The sequence below is a fragment of the Tenacibaculum sp. Ill genome (assembly GCF_051938915.1).
Taxonomy (GTDB): Bacteria; Bacteroidota; Bacteroidia; order Flavobacteriales; family Flavobacteriaceae; genus Polaribacter; species Polaribacter larymnensis.
On record NZ_JBPSCW010000002.1, the window covers coordinates 2,950,645 to 2,967,975 of the forward strand.

The 17,331-nt window shown below is 31.0% G+C and carries 16 protein-coding genes; 4 read left to right on the forward strand and 12 right to left on the reverse strand.

Annotated elements, in window-relative coordinates:
• Positions 1-44: 44 nt before the first annotated feature.
• From ACTPNM_RS13920 to ACTPNM_RS13940, 5 genes are all read right to left on the reverse strand, one after another.
• Entirely contained in the window at positions 45-1,190 is a 1,146-nt protein-coding gene (locus tag ACTPNM_RS13920) for a YaiO family outer membrane beta-barrel protein (RefSeq protein ID WP_440122402.1), read from the reverse strand.
• Positions 1,191-1,309: 119 nt separating this feature from the next.
• Positions 1,310-3,721 carry a sulfatase-like hydrolase/transferase gene (locus ACTPNM_RS13925; RefSeq protein ID WP_440122403.1) on the reverse strand — a complete coding sequence of 804 codons (2,412 nt, stop codon included), beginning with the start codon at positions 3,719-3,721 and terminating at the stop codon, positions 1,310-1,312.
• A gap of 6 nt (positions 3,722-3,727) precedes the next feature.
• A complete protein-coding gene (locus tag ACTPNM_RS13930; protein WP_440122405.1) occupies positions 3,728-5,161 on the reverse strand; it encodes a glycosyltransferase family 2 protein in 1,434 nt (477 codons plus the stop codon).
• 12 nt (positions 5,162-5,173) lie between these two features.
• Positions 5,174-6,145: a HEAT repeat domain-containing protein gene (locus tag ACTPNM_RS13935; protein ID WP_440122406.1), complete on the reverse strand. Its 972-nt coding sequence runs from the start codon at positions 6,143-6,145 to the stop codon at positions 5,174-5,176.
• 157 nt (positions 6,146-6,302) lie between these two features.
• Positions 6,303-6,671, reverse strand: a complete 369-nt coding sequence (locus ACTPNM_RS13940) for a response regulator (RefSeq protein ID WP_274640381.1) — start codon at positions 6,669-6,671, stop codon at positions 6,303-6,305.
• Between the two features lie 132 nt (positions 6,672-6,803).
• Here ACTPNM_RS13940 and ACTPNM_RS13945 point away from each other — a divergent pair, with 132 nt between their 5' ends.
• The 3 genes from ACTPNM_RS13945 (at position 6,804) to ACTPNM_RS13955 (ending at position 9,580) form a co-directional block, all read left to right on the forward strand.
• Positions 6,804-7,184: an Hpt domain-containing protein gene (locus ACTPNM_RS13945; RefSeq protein WP_274640382.1), complete on the forward strand. Its 381-nt coding sequence runs from the start codon at positions 6,804-6,806 to the stop codon at positions 7,182-7,184.
• Between the two features lie 96 nt (positions 7,185-7,280).
• Positions 7,281-9,155, forward strand: a complete 1,875-nt coding sequence (locus ACTPNM_RS13950) for a sensor histidine kinase (RefSeq protein WP_440122407.1) — start codon at positions 7,281-7,283, stop codon at positions 9,153-9,155.
• A 2-nt stretch (positions 9,156-9,157) separates the two neighbouring features.
• A complete protein-coding gene (locus ACTPNM_RS13955; protein ID WP_440122409.1) occupies positions 9,158-9,580 on the forward strand; it encodes a response regulator in 423 nt (140 codons plus the stop codon).
• Between the two features lie 57 nt (positions 9,581-9,637).
• Here the strand turns inward: ACTPNM_RS13955 and ACTPNM_RS13960 are convergent, their stop codons facing one another.
• The 3 genes from ACTPNM_RS13960 to ACTPNM_RS13970 form a co-directional block, all read right to left on the reverse strand.
• A complete protein-coding gene (locus ACTPNM_RS13960; RefSeq protein ID WP_028892839.1) occupies positions 9,638-9,895 on the reverse strand; it encodes a DUF6952 family protein in 258 nt (85 codons plus the stop codon).
• 2 nt (positions 9,896-9,897) lie between these two features.
• A complete protein-coding gene (locus ACTPNM_RS13965; RefSeq protein WP_099214027.1) occupies positions 9,898-10,206 on the reverse strand; it encodes a thioredoxin family protein in 309 nt (102 codons plus the stop codon).
• A 90-nt stretch (positions 10,207-10,296) separates the two neighbouring features.
• A complete protein-coding gene (locus ACTPNM_RS13970) occupies positions 10,297-10,938 on the reverse strand; it encodes a peroxiredoxin (protein WP_121148250.1) in 642 nt (213 codons plus the stop codon).
• Between the two features lie 288 nt (positions 10,939-11,226).
• Here ACTPNM_RS13970 and katG point away from each other — a divergent pair, with 288 nt between their 5' ends.
• A complete protein-coding gene (gene katG / locus ACTPNM_RS13975; RefSeq protein WP_440122411.1) occupies positions 11,227-13,425 on the forward strand; it encodes a catalase/peroxidase HPI in 2,199 nt (732 codons plus the stop codon).
• Between the two features lie 67 nt (positions 13,426-13,492).
• Here katG and ACTPNM_RS13980 read toward each other — a convergent pair whose 3' ends face one another.
• The 4 genes from ACTPNM_RS13980 to ACTPNM_RS13995 form a co-directional block, all read right to left on the reverse strand.
• Positions 13,493-14,656: a sigma-54-dependent transcriptional regulator gene (locus tag ACTPNM_RS13980; RefSeq protein ID WP_440122412.1), complete on the reverse strand. Its 1,164-nt coding sequence runs from the start codon at positions 14,654-14,656 to the stop codon at positions 13,493-13,495.
• 38 nt (positions 14,657-14,694) lie between these two features.
• Entirely contained in the window at positions 14,695-15,006 is a 312-nt protein-coding gene (locus ACTPNM_RS13985) for a four helix bundle protein (protein WP_415269512.1), read from the reverse strand.
• Between the two features lie 72 nt (positions 15,007-15,078).
• Positions 15,079-15,918, reverse strand: a complete 840-nt coding sequence (locus tag ACTPNM_RS13990) for a mechanosensitive ion channel family protein (protein ID WP_274640387.1) — start codon at positions 15,916-15,918, stop codon at positions 15,079-15,081.
• 89 nt (positions 15,919-16,007) lie between these two features.
• Positions 16,008-17,330: an ABC transporter permease gene (locus ACTPNM_RS13995; RefSeq protein WP_440122414.1), complete on the reverse strand. Its 1,323-nt coding sequence runs from the start codon at positions 17,328-17,330 to the stop codon at positions 16,008-16,010.
• Between the last annotated feature and the right edge of the window lies 1 nt (position 17,331).

A 17,331-nucleotide genomic window follows, 5' to 3' on the forward strand; every position in this document is an offset into this window, starting at 1 on the left:
TTTTAACACAGAAGTTATATCCAATAAGAGTTTTAACCAAAACTCTATCTAAATCTTAAATCATAAGATATTCCTAAGGTGTATAGTAAGAAATATTCGCCGCGATCAAAACTTTTTTCTTCTCGTAAAATATTTACTGATACTTTCCAAGCATGCTTTTTACTTTTAGATGTAAATGCATATTCACCACTAATTTTTTGTGTTTTTAAATCAAAAACAACCGTTTGCTCTGTATTTACAGGAAATCTGTCAATTTCTGGAGAGAATCCTGCCCCTACTGCAACGCCAAAATAGTTATCAGCGTCACTATAATATCTACGATAGGTTAGTGTAACGGATTTACTTGTACCATTATCATTAGGTGTAAAATAAGGTCTTAATGACCAGTAACTATTTCCTGTATACCAACCTACAGATCCTGTATAAATAGTTGTTGTTTCAGAAAATTTTAATCCTCTAAAACCTAAAGAAACTTCTAAGCCAAGTGGTAACGACTTATATAATTCTACTCCATAACGCACTTTAGGAAATAAACTAGAATTTGAAAAACCTGCACTCACGTACGCATATAAACCATCTGTTATTCTTGGGTATAAGTCTACTTCATATTGTAAATTATCTGTATCAAAACGTCTTGAGTAGTTTATTTTAGCTATAATACTACCATATTTTGTTTGTCTTGTATAATTAAGTGTGCTGTAGTGAGATGCATCTCTTTCATTTTTATTATATAAAACTGTTGAATAACTCAATCCAACGCTATTAAAACGCAATGTATTGATTAAGCTTTCTTTGTAAGAAATTGCATTAGAATTGTTAGCATCAATACTAATTATTTTATCTAGAGTTATTAAAGCTTCTTCTGGGTTTTGCAGTTTTTCTTCTGACTTTGCTTTTAGGTATAATAAATCTGTATCGTCTGGAAAATATGATAATGCTTTTTTCACCAAGTCATTTGCTTTATATGGCAATGAAGCATACAACTCGTTTTTAATTGTTGCTATCCAATCATTTTTCCTTTTTGGATCTTTTTTCAACACATATTCAAACTCTTTTCTAGCTTCTTTATAGTTTCCATCCCAAGAATAAGTACTTGCCAAAAAGGAACGTACATCTAAATAATTTGGATATTTTGTTAAAATAAATCGTAAGGCATCTTGAGCTTCCTTTCGTTGTTTATTAAAAGCCATTTTTCTCGCTTTTTCAAAAGCTACATCAGGATCACCTTGAAATACTTTCTGTTGTGAAAAAACAGAGCATACAAACAAAGTTAACAGTATACAAAGGTGATACTTTATACTTTTTAGAATCATTCTTTTAATGCTTTTTCTAATTCTACATACTCTTTATTGTCTGGATATATTGTTAAGAGACTATCCATAATTTTTAATGCCAGTTTTTTTTGTTTCAATCGTTGGTGTGCTTTTGCTAGCTTAAAACTTATGTCTGGATTTTTGACTTCATTTACATAAGCTTCTTTAGCTACAGCTATACTTTTACTTTCTTGACCAGACCACCAGTATAAATCTAATAAAGCAACATATGTATCATCATAAAACGGATGCCTTTCAACTGCATTTAACAAGAGTTTTTCTGCTTCTTTATATTCTCCATCCCAGGATAAGGTTCTGGCTTTTAAAATTCTTGCATCCGCATGATTTGGCATATTATTTAAAATGAAATCGCATAATAGTCTCGCTCCCACTCTATCTCCATCAAAAGCCTTTGATCTTGCTATTAAAAACACCTCATCAAACGTTTTTTCTTCGGTTATTTCTCTTATACTTTTTTGTTCTTCTTGTGTAAATTGAATTTTGGATTGTTTTTTTTCATAAATAACATCTGGGTAAATTTTATCCTGCTGAGTTACATATTTATTGATTGCTTTAAACTCTTCAAAAGACTTTTTTACCTCGGTAAGTATTTTTCCATCGCTAATTTTATGGGTATCGAAAGCTTCATCTATTTTATACAAATCTCCATCAGAAAGTAAATATTCTCCATCAATAAAATCTTTCAAACCTCCTTTGTAACGCATTAAGCCTATTTGATGAATATTTCTAAACCTTTTTGTGGTATCTAAACCTGTTCCTACCCATGATGTTTCTTTTAATAGTTCTAACATATAGTTATTCGTTAAAAAGGAATAGAGACTCGGAGCTATATCTAAATGAGAAGAGACAGATTTAAAGCGTTCCGCTTTTTTCAACATGGAACTATATATTAGCAACGGTACATGAAACCTACACAGTTTATCTTTTTGTTCTATCGGAATTAATCTATGATCACCCGTAATCACAAAAATTGTATTATCAAAATCTTCTCTTTCTTTATAACTCTCCATAAAGTTTTTTAGAGAGTTATCACTGTAAAGTAGTGTTGCATAAATATCTTTTTTATTTTCTATTTCTCTTTTAGAAACTCCAAAAACCCGTGATGTATTTAATATACTGTCTACTTTCTTTTTATAGATCTCTTTCTCTGGAAACACAAAAGGTTCGTGATTACTAAGTGTTGCTATCACATCTAACCTAGGTTGCTTTTTATTTTTTATAGTACTTAGTACTTTTTTAAACATTTCTGCATCTGGATAGCCCCAAGAAAAACCATCTACTCCACCTGTTTTTACATATGACGGTCCATATTTATTTTCGTCAACAATAAAATCAACGCTATTATATTCTAAAAAGTTAATGATTTTATCAAAGCTAGATTGGGTTCCTGTATAATACGAAGTTGTATACCCGTTTGCTTTTAATATATTAAATAGCGATAGGTGTGATGGTGTTTTGGGTATTTCTAAAAAACCTGTGTCTCCAAAAGGTAACGATCCAAGTAGTGAAGGTAGTACCCCAAAGGTTCGACCGGTGTTACTAACAAAATTCTCCCAATATAACGATTGTGTTATCAGGTTATCTAAATATGGAGTGAATCCGCTGTATGAATTTCCATCTACAAATTCAGTCCCTACTCCTTCCATTACAATAATAACTATATTAGGTTTTTGCAACTTTTTATTAAAAAAAGCTCCTAACACATCTTTTGTTTCTTCTGATGGTTTTAAAAGAGGATATTCTTCAGCTTCTTCAGGCTGATAATTATGTGTTTGTAGTTTATCTAATTTAAATTTTATAATATCTGCTGCTAAAAAACTAATCTTATTTTGATATTTGACTTCATTAAACTCTAAACTAAAGAGCCTTAATAGTACTGCTACTATTAGCAATCCTAAAGCTGTTTTAAGAAAAGTTTTTTCTGGTATTCTCTTTTTAAACAGATATACTAATACTAAAAACAATAACGGAATCGCTAGGAAAAACAGGTAATTCACAACAGAAAAGGATTCTGAAGATTCAATAGTTTTATAAATATCGTCATACGAATACCCTAAAAGATCTGCCCCTAAATTTAACAGAGTAGTTGTACTATATTTTACTAAAGAAAACTCTCCTATAACAAGAAATAGCCCTAAAGCTATAATTGTTATTTCCGCTAATTTTTTATTTCCTAGCCCTACTAAATAATATACCGGAAAAAATAACAATCCTATTATTACAACTGTTACAAAAGCATGTAATAGCTTATACATAACAAGTTTTGTAACGTAAAATATTGTATGTGTTTCTTTAAAACTAGCAAAAACCTCTACTACACCCAGTAACCAAAACATTACTAATAATGCTGCAAGTACTTTTAAATATATTGATAGGCTTTTTTTCATAATTTATTACTTGTTACTCAATCCTTTTCTAGTCATTTTTCCCCATTTAAGCTTTTTATTAAAATAGTAGTCTTTATTTCCTTTTAACGCTGCATACAAAACTACTGGATGTAATAGAAATGGCTCTATAAATGCTGACTTTATTAACTGAAAGCCTACTCCCTTTTTTTTATATTGATGAAAGCTAAATTCTTCTGAAAAAATTGCTAGTAAGGTGTAAATTACTGAAGAAAAATAGGCTGCTAAGAAAAATCCAAATACATAATTCCAATGAACACTTCCTATAAAAAGTAATACTGTAAAGTATATAATTCCTAATACTTCAATTATGGGCGCTAGTCGCTCAAAAAGAAACCAATAAGGAAAACTTAACATTCCTAAAACTCTATATTTTGGGTTGAATCCTATTACTCTGTGTGTTTTTAATGTTTCAATTGTTCCCCTTGTCCATCTATTTCGTTGTGATATAAATGTTCTATAACTTTCTGGAGCTTCCGTCCAACATAAAGGGTCTGGAATATATGCTACTTTATATTTTTTGTTTTGCTCTTCCATGTACCTACGCATTCGAACAACAATTTCCATATCTTCTCCAACTGTTTCTGTACTATATCCGCCTACTTTAATGGCTATGTTTTTATCAAACATTCCAAACGCTCCTGAAATTACCAACAATCCATTTAATTTACTCCATGCCATTCTACCCAATAAAAAAGATCTTAAGTATTCTAGTATTTGCAATCTAACTAAGGTTGCTTTTGGGTAGTTTATATCTATTAATTTCCCGTTTTTTATAATACATGAGTTAGCTATTCTTATAACTCCTCCAGATGCAATTACTTTTCTATCTGTATATTCTAAAAAAGGCTTAATCATTTTTTGTAGCGAGTCTTCCATCAGCAGGCAATCTACATCAATACAAGCCACATAATCATTTTTACTAATGTTTAGCCCTACATTAAGGGCATCTGCTTTTCCTCCATTTTCTTTATCTACTACAATAAGTCTTTCAAAGGCTGGGTTTTTTGATTTAAAAACTCCTGCCCTTATTTGTTTTGTTTTGATACGTTCATTAATTAGGTATTCTACCTTCTCTAAATTGTAAGCTTTAATTAACTTTTCTAAACTATCGTCTGTACTTCCATCGTTAACTATAATTACATCATAATCTGCATAGTGAGTAGAAAGCAATGATCTTACATTTTCTACAATATTTAAACTTTCATTATAGGCTGGAGCAATTATTGAAATCCCTGGTGCTAACCTTGATGATAAGATTTCTTTGTAATTAACAAAGCTATTTTTTCGTAAATATGAAATTGTTTCTTTTCTAGAGTAAACAGCCAGTATTCCATAGGATATTAAAACCAAAAACGAGTATCCTAAAAATAAAAAGTGAATGATTAACAATATGTAATATGCAACACTTGAAGTATCCATAGTTTTCTTTTTTTACTGGGTATTTTCTAAAAAATCAATAACCTTAAAATTCCCTAGCCTACTTATTTCATTTTTAATACCTATAAATTTAGGGGAGTCTATTTGTTTTAAAATTTTTAGGGCTAAAACTTTAATTTCAAAAACGTTACTGGTAACATATTTTAAAACAAAAGGCTCTTCTTCTTTTGCTCCCATATTTTCCAACAACTTAAATACAGCTATTTGTTCTTTTACCGATAAAGTTTCATAAGTATTAATTAGCAATTCTTTTGCTTCTGTTATATACAAGTAGTTTAAAACATTTATTGTTTTAAGACGAATCTCACTATTTTTATGCTGTATTAGTTGTAGTAGTTCTTCTTTTGTTCCCCTTAAATTATAAACTCTTACTAATTCAAGAGCTAATAATACAACATAATCATTTTTAGAGTTTAACCACTTACCAGCATCGGGGGTTTCTTGAGATTTTATTCCTTGTAATGCGTCTAAAATTCCTATTCGATCCCAAACGGAAATTGATGACTTTAAGTTATCTAAAAAATCAAGTCCTTTAAAACCAAATAAATTTATAAAGTATAAATAGGCTTGTCTACGAACCTCCATTTTAGAATGATTAATACACTTCGCTACTTCATTTTGAGCTTCTAATACTTTAAACCTTCTTAAATCTCTAATTCCTATTGCTATTATATGCCATTTACTACTTTTTAGCTTAGATAAGGCTCGCGTGTCTAGCTCTAATTTTTTATACAACTGATTAATTATATCAATCATATTACCAGAAACTTCTCCTTTTAATTTTAAAAGTGTATTAACAAATGTTTTTCTGTTTATACTGGTTGTTAAACTGAGTTTTATTTGTGAGACAATCTTTTTCTGAGTACTGTTTACTTCTTTACTATCTTCACATGCATATAGGTAGTCTACAATATAAATTTCATATTGCTCACTCTGATTTTTAACAAATGCTTCTTTTTTTCTCAAACGAAATCTTACCACTTTTAAAAATAGGACAAGACTTAGTAAAATAAAAAAGAAGACTATAGCAAGTATCCAGATTATTTTGGCAATAGACGGAAGGTCTTTTAAAAAAGAATCGATAAATTGAGGGGGGACCATAAAGTTGAGGGATAAGTTTATTTTACATAAGCATTCTTTTTACCCTTATCACTAACTCATTAGGCATTAATGGTTTTACCATAAAATCATTAGCACCTAAATTAAACGCTTGCGTTACCATTTCTTCTTGACCTGAAGCCGAAAAAACAAGAATAGGGACATCCATTTTTAATACATTTCTAACATGACTTATAACTTCCAAACCAGAAAGGTAATCCATCATTATATCTGTTAAAATCAAATCAGGTTGATGAGCTTCTATGAGTTCAATTGCCTTTTTTCCATCTTCAGCAACAAACAACTCATAACCTTCCTTTTCTAATTTCAATTTAATTAATAATAAAAACACTGAGTTGTCCTCAGCTATAACAATTTTCTTTTCCTTGCTCATTAAATTATTATTTACATACTTTTTTTACTAATTTTATAGAAAAATCACACTTAATACTCAAATATAACAAAAATATGCTAGTTTAACTACTTAATTATCTTTAATAAAACTGTGTTTAAAAAACTGTCCCCCATGTTAAAAAACAATTGTTTTCATAGCGAAATTGTTGATTTAGATTTTCTAAATAGGAATCTTTCTGATGATATTGACTTGTATGTTGAAATGATTTCTGTCTTCTTAACAGAAAGTAAAAAGAAAATTGCTACTCTAAAAAAAGCTAGTGATGAAGAAGATTTTACTTTAATTAAAGAAGTTGCTCATTTTTTAAAGTCTTCCTTTACCATTATGGGGCTAAAATCTAAAAATTTGCTTATTGAAATTGAAGAATTAAGCTCACAATCAAAAGATATTAAACGAATAAAACTGCTTATAAATTCAGTTATAGATAATTATCACGAAAGCATTATTGAGTATGAGAGAATGCTATCTTGCTTTTCTAAAAACAATAATTAACCTACTTACAGAGTCCCTCACTATATGAAATCTCAAAAACTTAAGTACATAAGTTACTTGTTCACATATTTAGTTTTATTTTTTAGTCTTTTGACTATGCTCGAGTGGTTTTTTCATAAACAACTCGTATTTACAATTAATAAAAACGGGGCTACAACTAAGTTTAATACTGCCTTATTATTTTTTCTATCTATAATAAGTTTAATTATTTGTAGAATAAAACAACGCGAATACAGAAAACCTTTCTTTATTCTAACATACACCATACTATTTATTAGCACTTTAACTCTTATAGAATATATTTTTAGGATTAACTTACATATAGACAACCTATTCGTAAAAGATACTTTTACAGCAGTTAACCCAGGAAGAATGTCTGAAGCTACAGCAGTATGTTTTATTTTCTTTTCTATTGGACTTACAGGTCTAAAATCAACCAATAGAGCTTATATAGCAACTACTCAACATGTTGCCCTTGTAACCTCTGTTGTTTCGTTAATTAGTATCCTTTATTTTATTTTAGGAATCCCGATGGAATCAAAAATTGGTTTCTTCAGAACCATGTCTATCCAAACAGCAGTATCTTTTATTTTTATTTCATTCTTATTAGTATTTAAATCGTATAACATTGGGTTTAAAGAAACTATTTTAGGAAACAGCGATGGTAGCAAATCTCTTCAAAGACTACTACCTTTTATTATTCTTATTCCTTTTTTCTTGAGCTTTTTAATGTTAACCTTAATAAATGAAAATATTATTGGGGCACAGTCTGGTATCATTGTATACACTTTAGTACTTATTCTTTCTGGTTTTTTATACACCTACATTATATCTATAGGGTTAAATAAATCTGACTATCTAAGAAGAGTATTAGAAAAGAGTCTAATTCATAAAAACTCAGAATTATTACAGTTTAAAGAAGCTTTAGATAAAATAGCTATTGTTGCTATTACAGATGAAAACACATTTATTAAATATGTAAACGATAAGTTTTGTGAAATTTCTAAATATTCTAGAGAAGAAATCCTAGGGCACACAAATGAAATTGTTCGTTCAGATTACCATCCAGACTCATTTTTTACAGAAGCTTGGTTAACAGTGTCCTCAGGAAAACCATGGTTTGGAGAAGTAAAAAATAGAGCTAAAGACGGTTCGTTGTATTGGACAGAAACTGCCATTGTTCCTTTGAAGAAAAGAACTGACTATATTAGAGAGTATATGGCTATTCAATTAGATATTACAAAGCGTAAAGAAGCTGAAGAATTACTTGCTTCTAAATATGTAAAAACCTTAGAGCAAAAAAATCAAGAGTTAGAGCAATTTAGCTATATTACTTCTCACGATTTACAGGAGCCTTTAAGAACTATTGCTGCTTTTTCTGACATACTTTATGAAGAATATAACGATCAATTAGACGACAATGCTAAACAACTTTTTCTTTTTATAAAGAAAGCTACTAGTAGAATGAGTAGTTTAATTAAAAACCTATTAGATTACTCTAGGTTAGGTCGTCAAAGAGAAATATCTAAAGTAAACTGTAATCTTCTGGTTAGTGATATTATAGAAGACTTAAACAGTAGCATTAAACAAAACAAAGCAACTGTAGAATATAGTGATTTACCCATTATTGACGCTTATCCAACAGAACTTAGGTTATTATTTCAGAACCTTATTAGTAATGCTATAAAATTTTCTAAAAAAGATATTCCTCCTGAAGTTTCAATTAGAGCAAAAAAGAAAGACCATGCATGGAAATTCTATGTAAAAGACAATGGTATTGGAATACCTGAGCAATTTCAAAAAAAGATTTTTTCAATCTTTCAACGCCTACATTCAGAAAATGAATATGAAGGTACCGGAATTGGTCTTGCACATTGCCATAAGATAGTAGGAATGCATGGAGGAGAAATCGGAGTTAAGTCTAAACTAGGAAAAGGTAGTACCTTTTTCTTTACAATACCAAACCAATAATTATGAAAAAACTACACACTATTTTATTAATCGATGACGATCCTGCAACCAACTTTCTTCATAAGTTAATTATAGAAAAAGAAAACTGTACTGAACATGTTGTATGTAAACAAAGTGCTGAAGAAGCTCTTATATATTTAAAATCTAAAATTGAAGACAACTCCCCTCATCCAGAACTTATCTTTTTAGATATTAATATGCCTAAAATGAATGGGTGGGATTTCTTGGAAGAGTATAAAAAGTTTGATAAAAATCGACAAGCTAAAAAGATTGTTATTATGCTTACTACATCTTTAGATCCTAATGACAGAGAAAAAGCTAAATCTATTAATCAAATAAATGAGTTTCAATCAAAACCTTTAACTTCAGATAAACTAAAAAGTATTTTAGCTTCAAATTTTCCAACAAAATTTAATCACTCTTAAAAATAAAAAACCCCAGTTAACTGTTAACTGGGATTCTATAAAATGTCTTTCTAAAAACTATTGGTCAATTGAACCTAAAACGCGTTTCATAAAGTTATTTAACGCTTCTTTTTTAGGTGTTCCGTCTTTTATCATTTTATCAACTTCAATTGCTCCGTACATATTAGAGATCAACTCTCCTATTACGTCTAATTCTTCGTCTTTTAACGATGGAACCTCAGTTAAAGCTTCAAGGGTTTCAATAGTTTCTAGTACGTAGTCTTGATCGTTTTCTTCAATAAATGAAGTTAAGTGTTTAATTACAGGTAATTTCATAATTAAGCTACTTCGTTTACTAAATCTTTCAACACATCAAACTTGTTAGTTTGAGTTTGATTTACAAATTTACCATCAATAAAAGTAGCAAAAGTAGGTAAGTTACTTACATCTGCAAGTTTTCTACTTTCAGGAAACTTCTCTGCGTCAGCAATTACAAAAACCATATCTTCATTTTCAGAAGATAATTTTTTAAATTTTGGCTTCATAATACGACAGTTACCACACCAAGTAGCTGAAAACTGTACTACTACTTTTTTATTACCTGCAACAACCTCTGATAAATTGTCTTGACTCAATTCTTGTACCATAGTTTCTTAATATTATCAATTTCGAAAGGAGCTCGTGCTCGACCCCTTCACTTATCTCACACGAACTTGTTTCCTTTCTTAAATTATATTTTAGATTGCTGCTAAGTACTCTGCAGTAGCTTTAGCATTTGCTTGCATTGCTTCTTTACCTTCTTCCCAGTTTGCTGGACAAACCTCACCTTTTTCTTGTACGTGAGTGTAAGCATCAACTAAACGTAAATATTCGTTTACGTTACGACCAACTGGCATGTGGTTGATTCCTTCATGGAATACAGTTCCTTCTTCATCAATTAAATATGTAGCTCTATACGTTACGTTATCACCTTCAACTTGTACAGTTCCTGTAGCTTCATCGTAAGTTTCGTTAGAGATGTCTAAGATACCTAAAATAGATGACAAATTACGATTACTGTCAGCTAATAATGGATAAGTAATACCTTCAATACCTCCGTTGTCTTTTGATTGGCTTAACCAAGCAAAGTGTACTTCAGGAGTATCACAAGAAGCTCCAATTACAATAGTATTTCTTTTTTCAAATTCTGGTAATGCAGCTTGAAAAGCGTGTAACTCAGTTGGACAAACGAAAGTAAAGTCTTTCGGATACCAAAATAACAACACTTTTTTCTTGTTTTTAACTGCTTCTTCTAATACATTTAATTTAAACGTATCACCCATTTCATTCATTGCATCTACGTTTAAACTTGGGAATTTTTTTCCTACTGCTGTAGCCATTTTATAATTTTTTATTGATTAATAATTTTTTACGAGCACAAATGTATTTCGTTTCTTATCATTAAAAGAGTGAATCTAAAAATATTTTTTTATTACATTATAAGAATTATCAATACTTCCTAACCAACAAAATCAATAAAGCAAATACCGTTTTAAAAGCCAACAACTTACAGAACAAAAAAAACACAGAATAAAAATATATTATACCAAAATAAAAAATATAGATAAAAATTATCCATGGTTTTATTGTAAATTTGAACGTATTCTAACCTGAAAAAAAATATAAATATGAAAGATTTACACTCACACTCTTCTAGTAAAAATGGAAAGTGTCCTTTTTCTCAAGGCGCTAATACTGAAATACATGACAACGTTATGGGATGGTGGCCTAAATCATTGAATTTAGACATCCTACATCAACACGACACTAAAACCAATCCTTTAGGAGAAAGTTTTAATTATGCTGAAGAATTTAAAAAATTAGATTTAGAAGCTGTTAAAAACGACCTAAAAGACTTAATGACTGATAGCCAAGATTGGTGGCCTGCCGACTGGGGACATTATGGTGGTTTAATGATTCGTATGGCATGGCATGCTGCAGGTACTTATAGAGTTGCAGACGGTAGAGGTGGTAGTAATACAGGAAACCAACGTTTCGCTCCATTAAATAGCTGGCCAGATAATGGTAACTTAGACAAAGCTAGACGACTATTATGGCCTATCAAGAAAAAATACGGAAATAAACTATCTTGGGCAGACCTTATTATTTTAGCAGGTAATATGGCTTATGAGTCTATGGGATTCAAAACATTTGGTTTTGCAGGAGGACGCGAAGATATTTGGCACCCTGAAAAAGATATTTATTGGGGTACTGAAAAAGAATGGTTGGCTCCTACCAAAAATAGATACGGAAGTGACAATGACCGTGAGTCACTTGAAAACCCTCTTGCTGCCGTTCAAATGGGATTAATTTATGTAAACCCTGAAGGTGTAGACGGAAAACCTGATCCGTTAAGAACTGCACAAGATGTTAGAGAGACTTTTAAGCGAATGGCAATGAACGATGAAGAAACTGTTGCTTTAACTGCTGGTGGACATACCGTAGGAAAGGCTCACGGTAACGGTGATGCTGATGCTTTAGGTCAAAGTCCTGAAGGGGCAGAAATTCACAACCAAGGTTTTGGTTGGATGAATCCTAAAGGAAATGGAAATGCTGAACATACAGTAACTAGTGGTTTAGAAGGTGCGTGGACAACAACACCTGATAGATGGAATAACACATACTTCCATTTATTACTGAATCATGAATGGGAATCAAAAAAGAGTCCTGCAGGAGCGTGGCAATGGGAGCCTGTTAGTATGGATGAAGCTGACAAGCCTGTAGATGCTCACAACCCGAACATCAAAAGAAACCCTATCATGACTGATGCGGATATGGCGATGAAAATGGATCCTGAATACAGAAAAATATCTGAAAAATTCTATAAAGACCCTGAGTATTTTGCTGATACATTTGCTCGTGCTTGGTTTAAATTAACACATCGTGATTTAGGACCTAATACACGTTATTTAGGTGCTGATGCTCCAGCAGAAACACTTATCTGGCAAGATCCTGTTCCTACTGTTGACTATACTTTAAATGACAGTGAAATTGAAGAATTGAAAGAAAAACTATTAAATAGTGGACTTTCTCGTACTGAACTTATAAATACTGCTTGGGATAGCGCTAGAACTTATAGAGGATCCGACTTTAGAGGTGGTGCTAATGGAGCTCGTATTCGTTTAGCTCCTCAAAAAGACTGGGAAGGAAACGAACCAGCAAGATTAAAGAAGGTACTAGATAAGCTTACTGAGATTCAATCAGAGCTAAGTAAAAAAGTAAGTATTGCTGATTTAATTGTTTTAGGAGGTAGTGCTGCTGTTGAAAAAGCTGCTCAAGAAGGTGGTGTCAACATTAAGGTTCCTTTTACTTCTGGAAGAGGTGATGCAACCGCTGAAATGACAGATGCTGAATCTTTTGATGTTTTAGAGCCTTTACACGACGGGTACAGAAACTGGCAAAAGAAAGATTATGTAGTAAAACCTGAAGAGTTATTATTAGATAGAACACAGCTTATGGGTTTAACCGCTCCAGAAATGACTGTTTTAGTTGGAGGAATGCGTGTACTAGGAACCAACCATGGAGGTACCAAACATGGTGTATTTACAGATAATGAAGGCGTATTGAGTAATGACTTCTTTGTAAACCTTACTGATATGAAATACTCATGGAAGCCTGCAGGGGAAAACTTATACAATATTGTTGACCGTAAAACCGGAAATACTAAATGGACTGCTACAAGAGCTGATTTAATATTTGGTTCAAATTCAATTTTACGTTCGTATGCTGAAGTATATGCACAAGATGATAACAAAGAAAAATTTGTAAAAGATTTTGTAGCCGCTTGGACTAAAGTAATGAATGCTGACAGGTATGATTTAGCATAATCTAAAAACTAAATCATAAAAAAAGAAGAGCAAAATGCTCTTCTTTTTTATTTATTATCTAGTAATGTTATTTACTCGCAAATAGTTTCACGTCATTTTTAGAAACTTCTTTTTCTCCTAAAATAAGTAATCGTTCAACTACATTTCGTAACTCACGAATATTCCCTGTCCAATCATATTCTTGTAATAACTTAATAGCATCTTCTGAGAAGCCTTTCTTTGACATTCCTTGTTCTTCAGAAATTTTCTTCGCGAAAAAATCTACTAATAACGGGATATCTTCTCTTCTATCGTTTAACGCAGGAACTTTAATTAAAATCACTGCTAAACGGTGATATAAATCTTCACGGAAACGTCCTTCTTCAATCTCCTTCTTTAAATCTTTATTTGTTGCAGCAACTACACGTACATTTACTTTTATATCTTTATCAGACCCTACTCTTTGAATACGGTTTTCTTGTAATGCTCGTAATACTTTTGCTTGTGCCGACAAACTCATATCTCCTATTTCATCTAAGAAAATAGTTCCTCCATTTGCTGCTTCAAACTTCCCTGCTCTATCTTTATTAGCCCCTGTAAAACTTCCTTTTACATGTCCAAAAAGTTCACTTTCTATTAACTCAGAAGGAATAGCTGCACAATTCACCTCAACCATTGAAGCCTTAGATCGTTCAGATTTTTCGTGTAACCAATGTGCTACTAATTCTTTTCCTGTTCCATTAGGGCCAGTAATTAAAACTCTAGCATCTGTAGCAGATACTTTTTCAATAATATCTTTAATATGAGTAATGGCATCACTTTCTCCAATCATTTCATAATTCTTACTCACCTTCTTTTTCAAACGCTTATTTTCTACTACCAACTCCTTTTTATCTAAAGCGTTTCTTACTGTGTTAAGTAAACGATTTAAATCTGGCGGTTTAGAAATATAATCAAAGGCTCCTAAACGCATAGTGTTTACTGCCGTATCTAAATCTCCATGACCAGAAATCATTACCATAGGTATTTCTGGTTTTAATTTTCTGGCTTTTTCCAATACCTCAACACCATCCATTTTAGGCATCTTAATATCACATAAAACTAAATCATAATCAGTTTTCTTTATCATTTCAATTCCTTGTAAACCATCTTCAGCTTCTTCTACTTCATAGGAATCATTCTCTTCAGAAATAATTTTTTTTAATACTCTGCGAATTGCAGCTTCATCTTCTATTATTAATATTTTACTCATATTTTAGACTTTTAGATGCAAGACCAAAAGAAAAAAGACTAGTTTAATGAATTCTTAAACCCCGAAATCATTTTTTGAAGCTCTTCTATTTCGTCTTCTAAACCTATTAACGTTACTTTATTGATATATTCTTTATAATAAGAAAGAACTATTTGTGTTTGCAATTCAAAAAGCGAGCCAAGTGCAATTTCTAAAAATCTTTTAAACTCTTTATTTGAACTTCTACTTGACCCTTCTGCAATATTCGACGGGATAGAAATTACTGATCTATTTATCTGAGATGTTAAAGAATATACTTCTTCTTTTGGAAACTCTTTTGTAATCTTAAAAACCTTATCACAAAGCTTCATTGAATAAACCCAAATTTTAAGTTTTTTAAAATTATGTTTTCCCACCGTCTTAATTCTTTTTTCTTTTCGTCTTTACTCTTTAATAATATGTATATCTCTTTGAGGAAAAGGAATACTAATATTATGTTCTCTAAACAGTTCGTCTATTCTAAATCGTATGTCACTTTTAGGTATAGCTGCTTGAAAACTATCGTTTAATGTAAAAATCAATTTAAAGTTTAAAGAGCTATCTCCAAAATTTTCAAAAAGCACTAACGGAGCAGGATGTTGATACACCTTTGAATGTTCGTTAGCCGCTTGCATTAACAATTTTTTCACCAAAGCTACATCACTTCCATATGCTACACCTACCGTTACACTTTCTCTTGTTGTTGTACCGTTCTGTGTCCAGTTATATAAGCTATTAGATAAATATTTATGATTAGGTATTACCAATACTTTGTTATCAATAGTAACAGCTCTAGTGGTTCTTAGTTTTATTTCCTCTACTCTACCAACTTTATCATCTAACTCAATAATATCACCAACATGAACACTTTTATCAAGAATAATAAAAATTCCAGAAATTATGTCTTGAAAAAAAGTCTGTAATGCTAAACCAATACCAATTAATAAAGCTGAAGACGCTACTAAAATTGCACTCAAATTAACTCCTGCTGAACTTAAAGCTATTGAAAAGACAACTACATAAGCTAACCAGCTGGTAAAAGAGAAAATAGTATCAAACTTATTCTTGTCCTCTTGTTCCAGTTTACTTTTAGCTAGTTTTTTTAAGTACTTCAGTAAAATTTTCACAAGAATTAAACCAAGTATCAAGAACAAAACTGTCTTTATTGTAATATCTATTTCTTTCCCTCCTACTGGGATTCTAAGGTTTAGAAAATCGGTTACTTCTTTTATTAATTCTTTCATCTACTAGTTCTTATTGTTTTTATTCATCAGATTCGTTTCACTATTAAACTCTTTAGAATAATATTTATTAAGTTAACTTAAAGATTTAATTATCCATTATAACGAATCCACTTCCATAAGTCTTTGTAGGTTGGCTTTTTACCGTACATTAAAATACCCACGCGATAAATTTTTGCAGCAATCCATACAATCACCATAAAAGTAAGAATTAATAGCAACATAGAAATAGCTATTTCCCACCAAGCTACTCCAAATGGAATTCTCATTAACATAACGATTGGTGACGTAAATGGTATATATGAGAATATTACTGAAACCGGACCATGAGGATCATTAATTACCGTTGCAAAACCTACATATACTGCTAAAATTAACGGTAACATAATAGGCATCATAAATTGTTGCGTATCCGTTTCGTTATCCACTGCTGCTCCTACCGCTGCAAACAAAGAACTATACAACATATATCCTCCTAAGAAGTAGAAAATGAATAAGAAGAACATTTTTACTAAAGGCAATCTGAAAATTTCTTGCACAATCATTTCACCTTTATTGGTTGCTGTTTGCTGAATAGCTTCCATTTGTTCTGGTGATACTTTTGCTGATTGCATTTCCATCATATCAACTCCAAAGAAAGAAGATGCTACTAGGCTAAACACTAAAAACAAAATTCCCCAAATAAAGAATTGTAATAATCCAGCTGATGCATTTCCAATAATCTTTCCTAACATTAATTGGAAAGGTTTTACTGAAGAAACAATTACTTCAATAATTCTACTTGTTTTTTCTTCAATTACACTACGCATTACCGATGTACCATAAATCATTACAAACATCATTAACAAATATCCTGCAATAGCTCCCACTCCTATCTTCAATCCATTAATTAACTTTGATGATTTCTCACCAGAGAAGTTCAACATTTTTATTTCTGAAGCTATTTTTGATTCTTCAATGTGTGCAATATCAATTCCAAAGCTTGTTAGTTTTTTATGACGTAACTCCTTATCAATTTTATCTTCTAAACTTTCCATGATAGACATACTTGGTGAATCTTTTGAGAAAAACTCAATCGATTTTGCCAACACTTCTAAACTATCTTGTTTTGGTATATATAAAGCTCCGTAATAATCACCTTCTTCAACTTTCTTTTTAGAATCTTCTATTCCTAAAGAAGTAAAGTCCTCGTACTTTACTGTTTTTGAATCTTTAAAAACATCTTTAGAGAACATTCCAGACTCATCAACATATACTATCTTCTTAACCTTTTCATCGTTCTTCTTCATTAAGAAAAATACTAAAGCCCCCATACCAATCATTAACAGTGGACTTAAAAAAGTCATAACGATAAACGACTTATTTCTAACCTTAGCAATAAACTCGCGTTCTATAATTAATCGTAATCTTTTCATT

Coding starts and splice junctions, on each gene's coding strand:
- ACTPNM_RS13920 (WP_440122402.1), bottom strand. CDS start 1,190: ATGGCTTTTAATAAACAACGAAAGGAAGCTCAAGATGCCTTACGATTT.
- ACTPNM_RS13925 (WP_440122403.1), bottom strand. CDS start 3,721: ATGAAAAAAAGCCTATCAATATATTTAAAAGTACTTGCAGCATTATTA.
- ACTPNM_RS13930 (WP_440122405.1), bottom strand. CDS start 5,161: ATGGATACTTCAAGTGTTGCATATTACATATTGTTAATCATTCACTTT.
- ACTPNM_RS13940 (WP_274640381.1), bottom strand. CDS start 6,671: ATGAGCAAGGAAAAGAAAATTGTTATAGCTGAGGACAACTCAGTGTTT.
- ACTPNM_RS13945 (WP_274640382.1), top strand. CDS start 6,804: ATGTTAAAAAACAATTGTTTTCATAGCGAAATTGTTGATTTAGATTTT.
- ACTPNM_RS13950 (WP_440122407.1), top strand. CDS start 7,281: ATGCTCGAGTGGTTTTTTCATAAACAACTCGTATTTACAATTAATAAA.
- ACTPNM_RS13955 (WP_440122409.1), top strand. CDS start 9,158: ATGAAAAAACTACACACTATTTTATTAATCGATGACGATCCTGCAACC.
- ACTPNM_RS13960 (WP_028892839.1), bottom strand. CDS start 9,895: ATGAAATTACCTGTAATTAAACACTTAACTTCATTTATTGAAGAAAAC.
- ACTPNM_RS13965 (WP_099214027.1), bottom strand. CDS start 10,206: ATGGTACAAGAATTGAGTCAAGACAATTTATCAGAGGTTGTTGCAGGT.
- ACTPNM_RS13970 (WP_121148250.1), bottom strand. CDS start 10,938: ATGGCTACAGCAGTAGGAAAAAAATTCCCAAGTTTAAACGTAGATGCA.
- katG (WP_440122411.1), top strand. CDS start 11,227: ATGAAAGATTTACACTCACACTCTTCTAGTAAAAATGGAAAGTGTCCT.
- ACTPNM_RS13980 (WP_440122412.1), bottom strand. CDS start 14,656: ATGAGTAAAATATTAATAATAGAAGATGAAGCTGCAATTCGCAGAGTA.
- ACTPNM_RS13985 (WP_415269512.1), bottom strand. CDS start 15,006: ATGAAGCTTTGTGATAAGGTTTTTAAGATTACAAAAGAGTTTCCAAAA.
- ACTPNM_RS13990 (WP_274640387.1), bottom strand. CDS start 15,918: ATGAAAGAATTAATAAAAGAAGTAACCGATTTTCTAAACCTTAGAATC.
- ACTPNM_RS13995 (WP_440122414.1), bottom strand. CDS start 17,330: ATGAAAAGATTACGATTAATTATAGAACGCGAGTTTATTGCTAAGGTT.